Below are 16,257 nucleotides of genomic sequence, written 5' to 3'. Positions count from 1 at the left end.
GGGTTTCAGGGTGGCGGGCGCTGCCGCTACGTCCGCTCCGCGACGCCCGGCACATCGTGCACGGGCGCGATTGCACGCTGCCATCGCACGGTCGCCAGCAGCGAGGCCAGCACGATCAGGCCGCCGCCGATCCAGCCGGACAGCGCGATCCGCTCGCCCAGCCACAGCCATGCGAACAGCGCGCCGAACGCGGGTTCGCTGCCCATCAGCAAGGCCACGCGCGTGGGGCTGCTGCGCTTGATCGCATAGTTCTGCGCAAAGAACGCGAACAGCGTGCAGGCGCCGACCAGGTACAGCAGGCACAGCCAGAAGGCGCCCTGCGCGCCGAAGCCGGGCAACGGCGGCAGCGGCCAGGTGGCGGCCCCACCGGCAAATGCCACTGCCATAGCCACCGCCACGCTGCCGGCCGACACCACGCCGGCCTGCAGCGCGGTGACCGCCAGCGCGGGCGGGGGCTGCCGGCCCATGCTGTGCTTCATCGCACAAACATAGATGGCCCGCAGCAGCGCGGCCAGCAGGATCAGCGCATCGCCGGGATGGAACGACAGCGACCCGGCACCGTCCGCGGCCAATATCCACGCGCCGCACAGCGACAGCAGCACCGCCGCCCATTCCAGACGGGTCGGCCGGCGCGACAGCAGCAGCCACTCGATCAGGGGGGTCAGCACCACGCACAGGCTGATCAGGAACGCCGCATTGGCCGCGCGCGTCAGCAACAGGCCGAATGTCTCGCACAGGAAGATGCCGAGCAGCAGCACACCCGCGCCCGCTACGCGCGCCAGCGACGCCGCCGGTATGCCGCGCAGCCCGGCCAGCGTCGGCGACAGCAGCACGAAGGTCAGCCCGAAGCGCAGCGCGAGCAGGCCGAGCACCGGGTAGTGCTGCAGCGCCTGCTTGGCGACGCCGTAGCTGGTGCCCCATACCACGGCGACCCCGAGCAGCATCAGGTCGGACAACATCAGCAGGCGGGCTTGTTGGGCGGTCATGGCTTCGGGGCTTCGGGGCTTCGGGGATTCGGGGATTCGGGGCTTCGGGGCTTCGGGGATTCGGGGCTTCGGGGATTCGGGGATTCGGGGATTCGGGGATTCGGGGATTCGGGGATTCGGGGAATCGGCGGATGCGCGGACAAGGAGATGGCGTTTCACGCATTGTCCGGTATTGCATCGACGGTGATAATCTGCTCCATCCGAAAATCTTTGATGTCGCCGATTCATCAATCGCTGCGCCCGCCACGATGCATCAGAACACCTTGATCGCCCTGCTCCCCGACCTGGCCGTCTTCGCCCGCGTCGTCGACACCGGCAACTTCTCGCTGGCGGCCCGCCAGCTCGGCAGCACGCCATCGACCGTCAGCCGGCAGATCAAGCGGCTCGAGGAGGCGCTGGCCACGCGGCTGCTGGAACGCTCGACGCGCAAGGTCCGGGTAACAGAGGCCGGCGAACAGGTGGCGCGGTTCTGCCGCGACATGGTGGGCGCCGCGGCGGGCGCCGTCGATGCGGCCGGCCAGCTTGGCGGGCTGCCGCAGGGCCGCGTCACGCTGAGCGCGCCGGTGGCCTACGCCAAGACCGTGATCCACCCGCTGATCCCCGCGTTCCTGCGCCAGTACGAGCAGATCGACGTGCATCTGCGTTTTTCCGACCAGAGCGTCGACCCGCTGGCCGACGAGGTCGATCTGGTGATCCGGCTGACCGACGATCCGCCGCCGGGGCTGGCGGGACGCCGGCTAGGCGCGGTGCGCTGGGTGTTATGCGCGTCGCCGCGCTACCTGCGCAAGCGCGGCGTACCGGCGCAGCCGCGCGAGCTGGCCGAGCACGACTGCATGTTCCTCGGCGAGGTCGCCGACGACAATCGCTGGCGCTTTCGCCGCGGCACGGAAACGCAGACGGTCACGGTGCGCGGGCGCTATATCGCCAACCATGTCGGCGCGCGGCTCGAAGGTGCGCTGGGCAGCCTGGGGATTGCGGCCTTGCCGGACTTCGCCGCGCAGGCCGCGCTGCAATCTGGCAAGTTGGTGCAGGTGCTGCCGGACTGGGACTTCCGTGCCCGGGCCTACCAGGGCGCGGTGTGGTTGCTGTATCCCCCCAAGCGCGTGATGCCGCCGAAGGTGCGCGTGCTGATCGATTATCTGGCGATGCGGCTGGGCGGGCAGGATATCGGCCCGCACGCGCCGGCTTCGACACGTCCGCGCCCGGCGAGGACTCAGCCCTCCGCTCGTTGACCGCTGCCAAGGGTGATTTCCCCGAGCCAGGGACTGCCGGCTGCCTCGCGCTTGCCGAGTCAATCGCTGGTACCATTCGGCCAACATGGGCCCACACGCGCGCACGTCCCTCCGGCGGCTTTGGCTGGCCGCATTCCTGCTGACCGCTTTCCTGACAGTCCAGCTGGCAGCGGCGGCGTACGCTTGCGCGGGCAGCCGGTACGCCGTCAGTACCGACCGGGACATGACGGGCATGATTGGCATGACCGAGTCGTGTCCCGACATGGCGCAGAAGGCCGTCGAGCCGGATTCGCACGATGGGCTGTGCCTCGAACACTGCCAGCTGGGATCCAAGTCCCTCGACCATGCCAGCCCGCAGCTTCCGGTGTTTCATGCAAGCCTGGTCCATCCCGTGATGCTGGTGCCGGAGCCGCTGCTCGCGCGCCCGAACGCGGCGGCTGCGGGAGCCACGCCACGCGGCCCTCCTCGCCCGCTCTCCATCCTGCACTGCTGTTTCCGAACGTAGCCTCCGCCGCAACGCCACCTATCGCGCCCCGACACGTCGTCTGAGGGCGGTCGTTGCTTTGCGGAGGCTTTATGCATTTGCGTTTCCCCCCATTGTGCGGACGCCGGCTGGCGTTCGCCATCACGCTGCTCGGCGCCAGTCATACGCCATGGGCGCAGCCGGCGAGCCGCCTCTCGTTGCAGGAAGCGGTCGCGCTCGCATCATCCCGGTCGAGCGACGCAGAAACATCCTCGTCCGCGGTGCAGTCCGCCATCGAAATGGCGGTTGCAGGCGGCCAACTGCCGGACCCGGTGCTCAAAGTCGGTGTCAACAACGTCCCGGTCGACGGCCGCGACCGGTTTTCGCTCGGCACCGAAGCCATGACGATGCGGTCGATCAGCGTGATGCAGGAGTTCACCCGAACGGCGAAGCGCCAGGCCCGCGCCCAACGTTTCGAGGCTGAAGCCACCTCCGCGGAGGCGCAGCGCACGGTGGCGCTGGCCGCCGTGCAGCGCGGCACGGCCAGCGCCTGGCTCGAGCGGCAGTACGCCGAGCGAATGCTCGATGTATTTGCTGAACAGACGCAGTCCATCCGATTGATGGTGGACGCCGCCGAAGCCGCCTACCGCGCCGACCGCGGCACCCGGGCCGAGATTCTGACCGCTCAGCTCGAACTTCAGCAGGTCCGGAACCGGGAAGACGAGGCGCGCGCGGCTGTGGCTGCGTCCCGGGCGATGTTGCGCCGATGGGTTGGCGATGCCGCGGACCTGCCGCTTGCCGAGCCCCCCGCCCTTGAGTTGCCCACCTGGCTGGGCAATTTGGACGCCGATACCGTGATGCGACTGCCGGACGTGGCCGCCGCCCAGGCGCAGGTCGGCGTCGCCGAAGCCGACAGCCGGATCGCAAGCGAGAACAAGGTGCCGGACGTCAGCGTGGAGTTGATGTACAGCCAGCGGGGTCCCGCGTATTCCAATATGGTGTCCGTCAATGTCTCCCTCCCCTTGCCGTGGGACCGGAAGCATCGTCAAGACCGCGAACTGGCGGCGAAGCTGGCGCAAGCCGAGGCGGTGCGGGCACAGGCCGAGTCGATACGCAGAGGCGTGCTCGGCCAGGTCCGCGGCAAGCAGGCGCAATGGCAGCTCAATCAATCCCGCCTGGCGCGCTATGTCGACACGACCCTGCCGCTGGCCAAGGCTCGCATCGATGCAGCACTGACCGCCTATCGTACCGGCGCCGGAACGTTGACCGCGGTGGCGGACGCGAACCGCAAGGCGCTGGACATCTCGTTGGAGCACCTTCAACTGGAGGCCGCCACCGCGCGCCTGTGGACGGAGCTCGCCTTTCTGCTGCCGCTGCCGACCGCCGCGCAGGGGCCGGCGCGTGCAACGCGCGTTCATGGGGGATGGGAATGAACAGGACCGCGATCGGTCGCGCAGCGGCTGGCCTGCTCGTCGCCGCCAGCGTAGGCACGGCTTATTACCTGGGCCAACAGCATGGGCGCAACATCACGCCGGCCGCCCCACCATCCATTGGCGCGTCGGCCGGATCCGAACTGAAGGCCGGGGATATCGACCCGAAGACAGGCAAGCGCATCCTCTATTGGCACGATCCGATGGTGCCGGGCCAGCGCTTCGACAAGCCGGGCAAGTCTCCCTTCATGGACATGCCGTTGTCGCCCGTCCATGAGGATGCGGGCGGCGACGCCGCCGTCACCATCGACAGCCGCGTCTTGCAGAACCTTGGCATTCGCACCACGCAGGTCAAGACGGGACGACTCGAACCCACGCTCGAGGTGCCGGGCAATGTCGCGATCAACGAGCGCGGCATCGAGGTACTGCAAGCGCGTACCACCGGCTTCGTTGAGCGAACCTATGCCAGGACCACGCTCGACCCGGTCAGCAAGGGTCAGGCGCTGGCGTTGATCTACGCGCCTGAATGGGTGGCCGCACAGGAGGAATACCTCGCTGTCAGCCGCATGAGCGCCGGCCTGCAGCACGATCTGCGGGAGGCCGCCATCGCGCGCATGCGGCAGGTCGGCATGAGCGAGAGCCACATACGGCTGGTGCAGAAGAGCGGCAAGCTGCAGCCGCGCCTGGCCATCACAAGCTCGATCGATGGCGTTCTGACCGAAATCGGCGCGCGCGATGGCATGACCCTGTCGCCCGGCATGACCCTGTTTCGGATCGCCAGTCTCGCGACCGTTTGGGTGATCGCCGAAGTACCGGAAAGCCAGGCTGCCCCGTTGCGGCCCGGACAATCGGTTACGGCCGTCGCGGCAGCGCTGCCCGGGCAGACACTGGACGGCAAGGTCGATGCCATCCTGCCCGATGTCAGCACGGCAACGCGTACGGCCAGGGTTCGCATCGAGTTGAACAACAAGGGCCGGCAATTGCTGCCCGGCATGTTCGTGTCCGTTCGCTTTGCGCCAGCCCCGGGCCCGGATCGGCTACTGGTACCGAGCGAGGCGTTGATTCGTACGGGCACGCGCACCGTCGTCATGGTACAGACCGAGCAAGGCGGATTCAGCCCCGTCGAGGTGAGGATTGGCGCGACGGCGGGCGGACAGACCGAGGTCATCGAAGGGCTGAAGGCTGGCCAGAACGTCGTCGTGTCCGGGCAGTTCCTGATCGACTCCGAAGCCAGCCTGCGCGGCACCGCACAGCGCATGGCGGCCGCGCCCGGAGCCTCGGCGCCTGCACCGCCAGCCGCGCCGCGCCCCGAGCATGAAGGCGTCGGACGCATCGAGGCGGTGACCGCCGAAGGTTTGACGATCTCCCACGGTCCGATTCCGTCGGCGCAGTGGGGCGCCATGACGATGGACTTTGCGGCTCCGCCGGCCGGGCTGCCGCGAGCGCTCAAGCCCGGCGACCGCATCCGCTTCCGCTTCCACCTCAACAGCGACGGGGTGGCAGTCCTGTCTTCGGTCGAACCGGCGGCAACGGCGCCCGGGGGCAAGCCATGATCGCCCGGCTCATCCTTGCCTCCATCCGGAATCGCTTCCTGGTGTTGCTGGCGACCGTGATGCTGACCGCGTGGGGACTGTGGGCGGTCAAAGGTACGCCGCTCGATGCCTTGCCGGACCTTTCCGATGTGCAAGTGATCATCCGCACGCCGTTCCCCGGCCAGGCGCCGCAGATCGTCGAGAATCAGGTCACCTATCCACTGACCACCACCATGCTGTCGGTGCCGGGCGCAAGGACGGTGCGGGGCTATTCCTTCTTCGGCGATTCCTATGTCTACGTGCTGTTCGAGGATGGCACCGACCTCTACTGGGCGCGCTCGCGGGTGCTCGAATACCTGAACCAGGCGCAATCGCGTCTGCCCGCCGCGGCCAAGCCTGCGCTCGGCCCCGATGCGACCGGCGTGGGCTGGATCTACGAGTATGCGCTGGTCGACAGGACGGGGCAGCACGACCTGAGCCAGCTGCGCGCCTTGCAGGACTGGTTCCTGCGCTTCGAACTCAAGTCGTTGCCCAACGTCGCGGAGGTCGCCTCGCTAGGCGGCATGGTCAAGCAATACCAGGTGGTCCTGATGCCGGATCGGCTGCGCGCTTACGGGCTATCGCAATCGAAGGTGCTGGCGGCGCTCAAGGGGGCCAACCAGGAAACCGGCGGCTCGGTGCTGGAACTGGGCGAGGCCGAATACATGGTGCGCGCGTCGGGCTATCTGAAGACGCTGGAGGACTTCCGGCAGATTCCGCTGGTCACCAGCGACACCGGCATTCCGGTGCGGTTGGGCGACGTCGCCACCATCCAGCTGGGCCCGGAGATGCGGCGCGGCATCGCCGAACTCGACGGCCAGGGCGAAGTCGCGGGCGGCATCATCGTGCTTCGCTCGGGCAAGAACGCGCTCGAGACCATCGACTCGGTCAAGAGCAAACTCGCCACGCTGCAACAGAGTCTGCCCGCCGGCGTGGAGGTCGTGACGACTTATGACCGCTCCAGCCTGATCAAGCGCGCGGTCGACAACCTGACCACGAAACTGATCGAGGAGTTTGTCGTGGTCGCGCTGGTGTGCCTGGCATTCCTGTTCCATCTGCGCTCGGCGCTGGTGGCGATCGTATCGCTGCCGCTTGGCGTGCTGGCCGCCTTCCTGGTGATGCGCTACCAGGGCGTGAACGCCAACATCATGTCGCTCGGCGGCATCGCCATCGCGATCGGCGCCATGGTCGATGCGGCGGTCGTCATGATCGAGAACGCGCACAAGCACCTGGAACGCTGGCATGCGGACAATGGCGGGCGGGAACCGTCAGCTGGTGAGCGCTGGCAGATCATTGGGCAATCGGCCGCCGAGGTGGGGCCGGCGCTGTTCTTCTCGCTGCTGATCATCACGCTGTCGTTCGTTCCGGTATTCGCACTGGAGGCGCAGGAAGGACGCCTGTTCTCGCCATTGGCGTTCACCAAGACCTACTCCATGGCGGCGGCGGCGGGACTGTCGGTGACGCTGGTGCCGGTCCTGATGGGCTACATGATCCGCGGCCGGATTCCATCGGAACAGGCCAACCCGCTCAATCGGTGGCTGATCCGCGCCTACCGGCCAGCCTTGACCAGGGTGTTGACCTACCCCAAGACCACGCTGGCCATCGCCGCGACCCTGCTGGTGGCCACCGCCTGGCCGATCATGCGGATCGGCGGCGAATTCATGCCGCCAGTCGACGAAGGGGACCTGCTGTACATGCCGTCCGCCCTGCCGGGGCTGTCCGCCGGCAAGGCGGCCCAACTGTTGCAGCAGACGGACAGGCTGATCAAGACCGTGCCGGAGGTGGCGACCGTGTTCGGCAAAGCAGGCCGGGCCGATACGGCGACGGACCCCGCGCCGATCGAGATGTTCGAGACAACGATCCAGTTCAAGCCGCGCGACCAATGGCGCCCCGGCATGACCACCGAGAAGCTGGTCGAGGAGCTGGATCGGGTCGTCAAGGTGCCCGGCTTGTCGAATATCTGGGTCCCGCCGATTCGCAACCGGATCGACATGCTGGCCACAGGGATCAAGAGCCCGGTCGGCATCAAGGTCGCCGGCACCGACCTGCAGGAGATCGACCGGCTTGCGATGCGCATCGAGGCGGCGGTCAAGGCGGTGCCGGGTGTTACGTCCGCGCTGGCCGAGCGGCTGACCGGCGGCCGCTATATCGACGTCGATATCGACCGCGTGGCCGCTGGCCGTTATGGCCTCAATATCGCCGACGTGCAGAGCATCGTGTCCTCGGCCATCGGCGGCGAGAACGTCGGCGAGGTGGTCGATGGCTTGGCGCGCTTCCCCATCAACGTACGGTATCCCCGCGACTATCGCGACTCGATCGAGCAATTGCGCAGCCTGCCGATCGTGACAGACAAGGGTCTGCAGATCACGCTGTCCGACGTTGCACGCATTCAACTGGTGCAGGGCCCGCCCATGCTCCGCAGCGAAAATGCGCGCCTGTCGGGCTGGATTTACGTCGATATCCGGGGACGGGACCTGCGCTCCGCCGTGCAGGCCATGCAATCCGCGGTGGCCGAGGCGGTACCGATGCCTGCGGGCTATTCGGTCAGTTGGTCCGGGCAGTTCGAATACCTCGAGCGCGCCAGCGCCAAGCTGAAGGTGGTGGTGCCGTTCACGCTGCTGATCATCTTCGTGCTGCTGTACGTGGTATTCGGGCGCCTCGACGAAGCGATGCTGATCATGGGAACGCTGCCGCTGGCGCTGATCGGGGGGTTCTGGCTGCTCTACCTGCTGGGCTACAACCTGTCCGTGGCAGGGATTGTCGGCTTCATCGCGCTGGCCGGCGTCGCGGCGGAGTTCGGCGTCATCATGCTGCTCTATCTCAAGCATGCGTGGAACGAGCGGTTGGAAGCGGGCCAGTCCGATGTCCACTCCCTGCTCGACGCCATCCAGCAAGGCGCCGTGCTGCGCGTGCGCCCGAAAGCCATGACGGTCGCGGTCATTCTGGCCGGCCTGATTCCCATCATGTGGTCGCATGGCACCGGCTCCGAGGTGATGCAGCGCATTGCCGCGCCGATGGTCGGCGGCATGGTGACCGCCCCATTGCTGTCGATGTTCGTCGTGCCGGCGGTGTACCTGCTGCTGCGCCGACGCCAGGCCGCACACGCTACCCCTTCCGCCACCCCCTCACTTCTGAAGGAATCGCAATGACATCATCCATCAAGACCCTCGCTGCCGTCCTCGCTCTTGCCGCCGCGCCCATCGCCTTCGCGGCCGGCGCAATGGAGGGCATGGACATGAAGGCGCCCTCGGCTTCCAGCCAGGCTGCCCGTCCCGTTCCGGCGGAAATCAGGAAGATCGATGCCCAGGCCGGCAAGGTCACGCTCAAGCATGGTCCGATCGAGAACCTCGGCATGCCCGCCATGACGATGGCATTTCCGGTCAAGGACCGCGCGTCCCTGAGCCGCTTCAAGGAGGGCGATGCCGTTTCGGTAACCTTCGGCAAGATCGATGGTTCGCCAGCCGTTCTCGATATGCAGCGCAAGTAGGCGTCGTGGTTCACGGGATCCCTTGTGGCAATCGGTCTCGGTCACGACCTCCCCTGCCGTATGCGATCCTGCTCCGCTTCCCGCCGGCTGGCGCCCAGCCCATCGGCGGCCCACGCGTCGATCATGAAGTCGTCTTCCCGATAACTGGCCGTGCGCGGAAAGCCGGTCTCCTGCCCGAGAATGCGATGCACCTCGGGCGCGGGGCACGCCTGCTCGTCGAAGGGATGGCGCCAGTGGCAGGCCAGCAGCAGCCCGTCGGGCGCCATCGACTCGCGCACCCGACGCGCCAGCAAGGTGACCTGATCCGGCGCGAGGTAGTAGCAGAACTCGCTGAGCACCACCAGATCGAAACGCTGCGGCGGCCATTCCGCTGGCACCTTGATGGTTTCCACGCGCACGTGCGGGGCGTGGCCGGCGCGCGCGGCCGCGGCCCGGACCGCGCGCGCGTGCCGGTCGGCCGCCAGCAGCGCTTCGCAGCGCGGCGCCAGCGCGGCCGTCATCTCGCCATTGGCGCAGCCGGGCTCGAAGGCCGAGCGATAGCGCGGCCGATCGAGCATCGCCAGCAGCAGCGCGCGCTTGCGCGCCTCGAACCAGCGCGTACGGTAGTGCCAGGGATCGTCGCCGTTGGCGTAGACGGCGTCGAAGTAGGCGTCGGGGGTCGGCTCGCCGGCGCTCATGCCTGCGCCTCGTACCGGCGGCGCAGTTCGCGCTTGAGCAGCTTGCCGCTGGGGTTCTTCGGCAGCGCATCGGCGAAGATCACGCGCTTGGGCACCTTGAAATGCGCCATGCCGGCCTTGCAGAAGTCGATCACCTGCTGCTCGGACAGCGACTGCCCTTCCTTGAGCACGATCACCGCGGTCACCGCCTCGACCCAGTAGGCATCGGGCAGGCCGATCACCGCGACCTCGGACACCTCGGGGATGCGGAAGATCATTTCCTCGACCTCGCGGCTGGCCACGTTTTCGCCGCCGCTCTTGATCATGTCCTTCTTGCGGTCGACGATCGTGATGTAGCCCTCCTCGTCGCGCACGGCCAGGTCGCCGCTATGGAACCAGCCGCCGCGGAAGGCCTCCGCGGTGCGTTCGGGATCGTTGTAGTAGCCGTCCAGCAGTTGCGGCGAGCGATGGACGATCTCGCCGATCTCGCCGGTCGCGACATCACGCATCTCGTCGTCGACGATGCGCGTCTCGACGTTGAGGGCCGGCTTGCCGGCCGAACCGGCCTTGCGCAGCTGGTCGTCGGGATGCAGCACGGTCGCCAGCGGCGCGATCTCGGTCTGGCCGTAGAAGTTCCACAGCCGCACGCCCGGCATGCGGCGCTGCATTTCCTTCAGCACCTCGACCGGCATGATCGACGCCCCGTAGTAGCCCTTGGCCAGCGTTCCGAGGTCGGCGCCCTCGAACAGCGGCGAGCGCAGCAGCGCGATCCAGATCGACGGCGGTGCGAAGAACGCATTGACGCGATGGCGCGCGATCAGCGGCAGGATCACGTCGGGCCGCGGCTGGCCCGTGATGATGTTGGTCGCTCCCAGATACACCGCGGGGCCGAGGAATACATCGAGCTGCGCGCAGTGATACAGCGGCAGCGCGTGCAGCACCACGTCGTCGGCCTGCATATTGCCCTCGACGATGCAGGTGACGTACTCCCACAGCACTGCCTCGTGGCTCAGCATCGCGCCCTTGGGCAGCGACTCGGTGCCGCTGGTGTAGATGATCTGCAGCAGCGCGCGCGGATCGACCGGCGCGATGTCCCGTATTGGTGCGCTGGCCATCAGCAGATCGTCGAAGCGCAGCATGCCTTCGGGCGCGCCGTCGGCCTGGTCCTCCGAGGGCAGCCAGATCTGCAGGCCGATCTGCACGCCATCGGCCGCGCCCTGCTCGACCGCGGCCACGGCCAACGCCTCGAAACCCGCGCCTACCAGCAGCGTGCGCGCGCCCGAGCTGCGCAGGATGTAGGCGACCTCGCCGGCATTGAGCATGAAATTGATCGGCACCAGCACCGCGCCCATGCGGGCCAGCGCGAAGCGCATCGCCGCGAAGGCGTGCGAATTGCGCGACAGGATGGCGACGCGGTCGCCGGCGGCAATGCCCTGCTGCGACAGGGCCGCGACCAGGCGGTCGCAGATCTGGTCGAAATCGCGGTAGCTCCACTGCACGTCGCCGCAGACGATCGCGGTCTTGTCGGGCGTGCGCTGGGCCGAGCGCCGCAGGATGTCTCCCACGCCATGCTGATGCGCGCGGCGGATCGCCGCCTTCTGGTCTAGCGTCATGCTGCTGTCTCCTGTGCCTGTTCTGTGCGCATCCTGTGCGCATTCTGTGCTCGTTCCGAGCTCGTTCCATGCATCCTGCTCGCGGCGGACCGCTGCGCGGAACATCGGCCGCCGGCCGCGTCAGGCTAGCAGCATTCGCGCGGCGGCGCATCCCCCCTGGGCACGGTGCGGGCGGTGCTAACATCGCCGGATCGCATGCCACCCCGCCAGTCCCCCATGTCCACGTCAGCCCGTCGTCCGGATCCCTTCGTCGACCATCTGCTCGAACTAATGGCGCCGCTGGCCGCCCGCATCGGCCCGATCACGGCGAAGCGGATGTTCGGCGGGCATGGCCTGTACTACGACGGGCTGATGTTCGGCCTGGTGACCGATGGCCGCTGCTATCTAAAGGCCGACGCGGTCACGCTGCCGCGATTCGAGGCGCAAGGCTGCGAGCCGTTCAGCTATCGCAGCGGCGGCAAGGAGGTGGTGCTGCGCCACTATCTGAGCCTGCCGGCGCAATGCCTGGAGTCGCCGGGCGAGATGGAACCCTGGGCGCGCGAGGCCGTGGAGGCCACGCTGCGGGTCGCGAACGCCGCGCCGCCCAGGCGCAAGGCACGGGGATAGCCGCGTCAGATCTCGTCGATCGCGGTCGACGCGGTCGGCTTGCCTGCGTCCTGCTCCAGCGAGAAACGGTCGCGCGTGGTGACATAGAAGCTCGCGCCGAACCGCCCGACCGGGAAATACTCCTGCAGCCTGACGCGCCAGCGTTCAGTGTCGATCAGGCCGTCTCGCGCATGCAGCCGCAGCACGCGGCCGATGAAGATCTGGCGGCTCTCGGTCTCCAGCGTCTCCCACAGCCGGCATTCGAACGCGACCGGCGCCTCGGCGATCCGCGGCGGCGCGATGCGCGTGCTGGGCGCCGCCGTCAGGCCGACGTGCGCCAGCTCGCTGACATCCGGCGGCAGCCGCTCGCCGCAGCGGTGCATCCGCTCTGCCATGGCCTCGTCGCACAGATGCACGACGAATTCGCCGGAGCGCACGATATTGGCCGCGGTGTCTTTCAGCGCGCCGTCGGCCAGGCGGTTGACGCTGATCATCACGATCGGCGGCTCCTCGCCCAGCATATTGAACATCGAGAATGGCGCGGCATTGGCGGTGCCGTCCGCGCCCAGCGTGGTCACCAGGGCGATCGGCCGCGGCACGATCAGGCTGGCCATCAGCTTGTAGCGCTGATATTCGGTAATGGCGTCGAAATCGATTTCCATGTTGGCGCGATCGCCTCGTTTGAGTCGTGTCACAGGCCGAGCAGCTGGGCCAGGCTCTTCTCGCCCTGCATGCGCGAGGTCTCGATGCGCTGCTCCAGCTCGCGCAGATGCGCGTCCATCCTGCCGATGGCGCCGGCCGCATCGCGTTTTTCGATGCAATCGACGATCGCCGCATGCTCGTCGTGCTCGCATGGCGCATGGCCGGGCGGCTCGTACAGGCCGACGATCAGCGAGCAGCGCGACACCAGCTCCGTCAGATAACGCTGCAGCACCGGATTGCGCGCCAGCGCGGCGATGCGCAGATGGAAGCCGCTCGCCAGCCGTGCCCATGATGGCTGGTCGAAGCGATGCATGGCCTCGTGCTCCTCGGCCAGCTGCCGCCGCAGGTCGCGCAGGTCCGCCGCGGTGGCGCGCGCCACCGCCATCTCGACCAGCACGCGTTCGAGCGCCCGCCTTGCCTCGAAGATCTGGCCGGTCTCTTCCGGCGTCGGCTCGGCGATGACCGCGCCCTTGTTGGGCCGCAGCGCCACGATGCCGTCGTGCGCCAGCTTCTCCAGCACGCGCCGCACCACCGCGCGGCCCACGCCGAACAGCTGGCACAGCTCCGGCTCGGGCAGCTTGGTGCCGGGCGTCAGCCGATGATTGAGCACGCCGTCGAAGATCGCCTGGTAGATGCGCGCGTCGGCGTCGGCCGCCCGGCCTGCCGGCGGCGCGGCAGCGGTCGCCGGCGCTGCCGGGGATGCCTTGCCCTTGCTGGCGGCGGACTTGGGGGCCGCCTTGCCGGCGGTTTTTGCGGCGGTTTTTGCGACAGTCCTGGCGGAAGCCTTGGTACCGGATCTCGCTGTCGTCCTGGCGGCGGCTTTGTCGACGTTGGCGGACATGAATTCGGTCAACGAATGAAGGGTCATGATGTTAGCGCGTGCCGGCCATGGTAGCGGTCATGCCACGCGGCGCAATGGGAGCCCCGCCCACCGCATCCTCCACCGCATCCTCCACCGCATCCTCTACCGCGTCCTCCACCGCGTCCTCTACCGCGTCCTCCACCGCGTCCTCCATCGCCTCGCAGATCGCCCCGGGTGTCGTCATCCAGATCTCGCCGGTATCGCGGCGCCGCGAGATATGCTCCAGTGCCCTGCGCAGATGGCGCAGCCGGTGCGGCTGCCCGACCAGATAGGGATGCAGCGCGATGCCCATCACCAGTGGCTGCGGGCGCGTGGCGTGGTTGGCCTGCGCCAGCATCTCGTCGAAATGGTCGACGATCATGTCGGCGAACGCGGCGCCATCCATCTGGCGCCCGACGATCATCGGAATGTCGTTCAGTTCCTGCGGATACGGAATCGACCATAGCGGCCCGCCGCGCGTCGCCATTCGCACCGGACGATCGTCGTGGCACCAGTTCAGCGTATAGCGATAGCCGGTCTCGCTCAGCAAGTCCGGCGTCAGCGCGCTCTCCGATATCCAGGGCGACAGCCAGCCGGCGGGCGGCTTGCCGGCATGCGCGGCAATGCGCTCGCGGCAATGACGCAGCAGCGCGCGCTCGCCGGCCTCGTCCAGATCGCTCTGGCGCACCGCGTTCGTATGCCCATGCCCGATCAGTTCGTCGCCGCGCGCGAGAAAGGCGTCCGGCACCTCGGGACAATGGTCGTACAGCGCGGTATTGAGCAGCACGCCGGTGGGCATGCGCAGCCGGTCGAACAGCTCCAGGCAACGCCAGACGCCGACCCGGTTGCCGTATTCGCGCCAGCTGTAGTTCAGCACGTCGGGCTGCGGCGACGCGGGCCCGATATTCGCGCCCAGTCCCTCGCCGAAGGCGAAGTGCTCGATATTGAAGCCGAGATAGACGGCGAGCCGCGCGCCACCCGGCCAATGGAAATCGTCGACATCGGTGATGGGCCGATAGGGGAAGCGCCCGTGCGTGCGCAGCGGGCCGAATGCGGCAGTGGCAGCGTGGCGGTCGCGTGCGCGCTCCCCTGCCGCCCGTGGTGGAAGCGGAATCGGATTCGAATTCGGATTGTGGGTCATTGCCCTGTGCCCTTCGTCGTTTGGCGATCGCGGCATCGGAGCGGCATCGGAGCGGCATCGGGCAGGATCGGAGCGTGACCGCCGCGTGCCCCGCACCGCCATGGCCCCGTTCCCGCACATCCCGCACCGCGTCCGTGCGGCATGCACCGCCTTCGATCGCATTCATATCGATACCCGGATCGTTCGCAAGATGCAGGCCAGATCGTATGCGATCCGCTACGCCTTCGTCCGCAAGGCATGGCGGTCCAATGTCGACGTGTGGCATGGCTCTTGCGAACGGATGGGCGGTCCGTCGATTCCACGACATCTTTCCCTTCCCGTTGCACCGATCCGGAGAACTGCCATGTCCCGCCACCGTCCCGAACCGCGCCGCCGCGCGCTGATGCTTGCCGTCGCCGCTGCCTGCGCGCTGCCCGCCGTGCCGGCACTGGCGGCCGAACCCGTCAAGATCGGCCTGATCACCGCCATGACGGGACAGTCCGCGCGCGCCGGCGAAGCGCTGACGCGCGGCATGACCATCGCGATCGACGAGATCAATGCCAGGGGCGGCGTGCTGAACGGCCGCAAGCTCGAGCTGGTCCGCCGCGACGACGAAAGCAATCCCGCCAAGGGCGTGCTCGCCGCGCGCGAGCTGATCTACAAGGAGAAGGTCGCGGTGCTGTTCGGCGGCCTCGACACGCCGGTGTCGATGGCGATCGTGCCCATCGCCAACCAGGAAAAGGTGCCGTTCATGGGGCCGTGGGCGGCCGGCACGCCGATCACCCGCAATGGCGCCAATCCCAACTTCGTGTTCCGCGTGTCCGCGGTCGACGAACTGGTCGACAAGGCGATGCTGCAGTACGCACAGAAGACCTTTGGCGCCACCAAGCCGGGACTGATCCTGGTCAACAACCCGTGGGGCGAATCCAACGAGAAGGGCATCGTCGCCGCGCTGACCGCCAAGGGCATGAAGCCCGCCGGCATCGAGAAGTTCGAGGCGAACGATGTCGACGTGGTGCCGCAGCTCGGCCGCCTGAAGGCCGCGGGCGCCGATGTGCTGCTGATGGTCGGCAACGTCGGCCCTTCGGCCCAGGTCGTCAAGTCGCTGGACCGCATGGGCTGGAAGGTACCGGTGGTTTCTCACTGGGGCCCGGCCGGCGGGCGCTTCACCGAGCTGGCCGGCCCGAACGCGCGCAACGTCCACTTCGTGCAGACCTACAGCTTCTTCGGCGCGCCGTCGCCGGTCGGCACGCGCGTCGTCAACGCGCTGAAGGCCAGGTACAGCGACATCAAGGGACCGGACGACATCACGCCGGCGGTCGGCGTGGCCAACGCCTATGACGCCACGCATCTGGCTGCGCTGGCGATCCAGCGCGCCGGCTCGACCAGGGGCGATGCGGTACGCCAGGGCTTCTACGCCATCGACCGCCATGAAGGGCTGATCAAGACCTACGTGAAGCCCTTCTCGCCGCAGGTGCACGACGCGCTCACCGAGAACGACTACGTCTGGGCGCAGTTCATCGACAACCGCATCGTGCCGGTCGCCGACAAGCAGGTCGCGTCGAAGTAAG

14 protein-coding genes are annotated in these 16,257 nt (G+C 67.8%); 8 read left to right on the top strand and 6 right to left on the bottom strand.

Annotation, left to right across the window (positions count from 1 at the left end):
* Positions 1–26: 26 nt before the first annotated feature.
* On the bottom strand, positions 27–986 hold the full coding sequence (locus tag F1599_RS16665) for a DMT family transporter (protein WP_150083806.1): 960 nt from the start codon (positions 984–986) through the stop codon (positions 27–29).
* Between the two features lie 248 nt (positions 987–1,234).
* On the opposite strand from F1599_RS16665, the gene F1599_RS16655 reads away from it, so the two are divergent.
* From F1599_RS16655 to F1599_RS16630, 6 genes are all read left to right on the top strand, one after another.
* Positions 1,235–2,218 (top strand): LysR family transcriptional regulator, encoded by a 984-nt coding sequence (locus F1599_RS16655; RefSeq protein WP_223819699.1) that lies wholly within the window; start codon positions 1,235–1,237, stop codon positions 2,216–2,218.
* A gap of 223 nt (positions 2,219–2,441) precedes the next feature.
* Positions 2,442–2,723: a hypothetical protein gene (locus tag F1599_RS16650; protein WP_317845752.1), complete on the top strand. Its 282-nt coding sequence runs from the start codon at positions 2,442–2,444 to the stop codon at positions 2,721–2,723.
* Between the two features lie 71 nt (positions 2,724–2,794).
* Positions 2,795–4,114, top strand: coding sequence for a TolC family protein (locus F1599_RS16645; protein WP_150083804.1), 1,320 nt, complete (start codon positions 2,795–2,797; stop codon positions 4,112–4,114).
* Positions 4,111–5,664 carry an efflux RND transporter periplasmic adaptor subunit gene (locus tag F1599_RS16640; protein WP_150083803.1) on the top strand — a complete coding sequence of 518 codons (1,554 nt, stop codon included), beginning with the start codon at positions 4,111–4,113 and terminating at the stop codon, positions 5,662–5,664. The genes F1599_RS16645 and F1599_RS16640 overlap by 4 nt, the downstream gene beginning before the upstream one ends.
* Entirely contained in the window at positions 5,661–8,831 is a 3,171-nt protein-coding gene (locus F1599_RS16635) for an efflux RND transporter permease subunit (protein WP_150083802.1), read from the top strand. The genes F1599_RS16640 and F1599_RS16635 overlap by 4 nt, the downstream gene beginning before the upstream one ends.
* The gene (locus F1599_RS16630; protein ID WP_150083801.1) at positions 8,828–9,169 is read left to right on the top strand and encodes a copper-binding protein; all 342 of its coding nucleotides are present in this window, start codon (positions 8,828–8,830) and stop codon (positions 9,167–9,169) included. The genes F1599_RS16635 and F1599_RS16630 overlap by 4 nt, the downstream gene beginning before the upstream one ends.
* 41 nt (positions 9,170–9,210) lie before the next feature.
* Here the strand turns inward: F1599_RS16630 and F1599_RS16625 are convergent, their stop codons facing one another.
* Together F1599_RS16625 and F1599_RS16620 are read right to left on the bottom strand one after the other, a co-directional pair.
* The gene (locus F1599_RS16625) at positions 9,211–9,846 is read right to left on the bottom strand and encodes an SAM-dependent methyltransferase (protein WP_150083800.1); all 636 of its coding nucleotides are present in this window, start codon (positions 9,844–9,846) and stop codon (positions 9,211–9,213) included.
* The gene (locus tag F1599_RS16620) at positions 9,843–11,438 is read right to left on the bottom strand and encodes an acyl-CoA synthetase (protein ID WP_150083799.1); all 1,596 of its coding nucleotides are present in this window, start codon (positions 11,436–11,438) and stop codon (positions 9,843–9,845) included. Before F1599_RS16620 ends, F1599_RS16625 begins: the two co-directional genes overlap by 4 nt.
* Positions 11,439–11,654: 216 nt before the next feature.
* Here F1599_RS16620 and F1599_RS16615 point away from each other — a divergent pair, with 216 nt between their 5' ends.
* Positions 11,655–12,044, top strand: a complete 390-nt coding sequence (locus tag F1599_RS16615) for a TfoX/Sxy family protein (protein ID WP_149316106.1) — start codon at positions 11,655–11,657, stop codon at positions 12,042–12,044.
* A 5-nt stretch (positions 12,045–12,049) separates the two neighbouring features.
* Here the strand turns inward: F1599_RS16615 and F1599_RS16610 are convergent, their stop codons facing one another.
* Genes F1599_RS16610 through F1599_RS16600 form a run of 3 tightly spaced genes read right to left on the bottom strand, consistent with a single transcriptional unit; the run spans position 12,050 to position 14,707 of the window.
* A complete protein-coding gene (locus tag F1599_RS16610) occupies positions 12,050–12,685 on the bottom strand; it encodes a flavin reductase family protein (RefSeq protein WP_150083798.1) in 636 nt (211 codons plus the stop codon).
* 29 nt (positions 12,686–12,714) lie between these two features.
* Positions 12,715–13,566: a GntR family transcriptional regulator gene (locus tag F1599_RS16605; RefSeq protein WP_395896299.1), complete on the bottom strand. Its 852-nt coding sequence runs from the start codon at positions 13,564–13,566 to the stop codon at positions 12,715–12,717.
* A gap of 31 nt (positions 13,567–13,597) precedes the next feature.
* Positions 13,598–14,707 carry a polysaccharide deacetylase family protein gene (locus tag F1599_RS16600; RefSeq protein WP_223819698.1) on the bottom strand — a complete coding sequence of 370 codons (1,110 nt, stop codon included), beginning with the start codon at positions 14,705–14,707 and terminating at the stop codon, positions 13,598–13,600.
* Positions 14,708–15,050: 343 nt separating this feature from the next.
* Between F1599_RS16600 and F1599_RS16595 the strand changes: the two genes are divergently transcribed.
* On the top strand, positions 15,051–16,256 hold the full coding sequence (locus F1599_RS16595; protein WP_395896149.1) for an ABC transporter substrate-binding protein: 1,206 nt from the start codon (positions 15,051–15,053) through the stop codon (positions 16,254–16,256).
* Position 16,257 lies beyond the last annotated feature (1 nt).

The sequence above is a fragment of the Cupriavidus cauae genome (genome assembly GCF_008632125.1).
In the GTDB taxonomy this organism is placed as follows: Bacteria; Pseudomonadota; Gammaproteobacteria; order Burkholderiales; family Burkholderiaceae; genus Cupriavidus; species Cupriavidus cauae.
The sequence above is the reverse complement of the archived record's forward strand: the minus strand, read 5'-3'. Positions and strand labels throughout refer to the sequence as shown.

Coding starts and splice junctions, on each gene's coding strand:
- F1599_RS16665 (WP_150083806.1), bottom strand. CDS start 986: ATGACCGCCCAACAAGCCCGCCTGCTGATGTTGTCCGACCTGATGCTG.
- F1599_RS16655 (WP_223819699.1), top strand. CDS start 1,235: ATGCATCAGAACACCTTGATCGCCCTGCTCCCCGACCTGGCCGTCTTC.
- F1599_RS16650 (WP_317845752.1), top strand. CDS start 2,442: ATGACGGGCATGATTGGCATGACCGAGTCGTGTCCCGACATGGCGCAG.
- F1599_RS16645 (WP_150083804.1), top strand. CDS start 2,795: ATGCATTTGCGTTTCCCCCCATTGTGCGGACGCCGGCTGGCGTTCGCC.
- F1599_RS16640 (WP_150083803.1), top strand. CDS start 4,111: ATGAACAGGACCGCGATCGGTCGCGCAGCGGCTGGCCTGCTCGTCGCC.
- F1599_RS16635 (WP_150083802.1), top strand. CDS start 5,661: ATGATCGCCCGGCTCATCCTTGCCTCCATCCGGAATCGCTTCCTGGTG.
- F1599_RS16630 (WP_150083801.1), top strand. CDS start 8,828: ATGACATCATCCATCAAGACCCTCGCTGCCGTCCTCGCTCTTGCCGCC.
- F1599_RS16625 (WP_150083800.1), bottom strand. CDS start 9,846: ATGAGCGCCGGCGAGCCGACCCCCGACGCCTACTTCGACGCCGTCTAC.
- F1599_RS16620 (WP_150083799.1), bottom strand. CDS start 11,438: ATGACGCTAGACCAGAAGGCGGCGATCCGCCGCGCGCATCAGCATGGC.
- F1599_RS16615 (WP_149316106.1), top strand. CDS start 11,655: ATGTCCACGTCAGCCCGTCGTCCGGATCCCTTCGTCGACCATCTGCTC.
- F1599_RS16610 (WP_150083798.1), bottom strand. CDS start 12,685: ATGGAAATCGATTTCGACGCCATTACCGAATATCAGCGCTACAAGCTG.
- F1599_RS16605 (WP_395896299.1), bottom strand. CDS start 13,566: ATGTCCGCCAACGTCGACAAAGCCGCCGCCAGGACGACAGCGAGATCC.
- F1599_RS16600 (WP_223819698.1), bottom strand. CDS start 14,707: ATGACCCACAATCCGAATTCGAATCCGATTCCGCTTCCACCACGGGCG.
- F1599_RS16595 (WP_395896149.1), top strand. CDS start 15,051: ATGTCCCGCCACCGTCCCGAACCGCGCCGCCGCGCGCTGATGCTTGCC.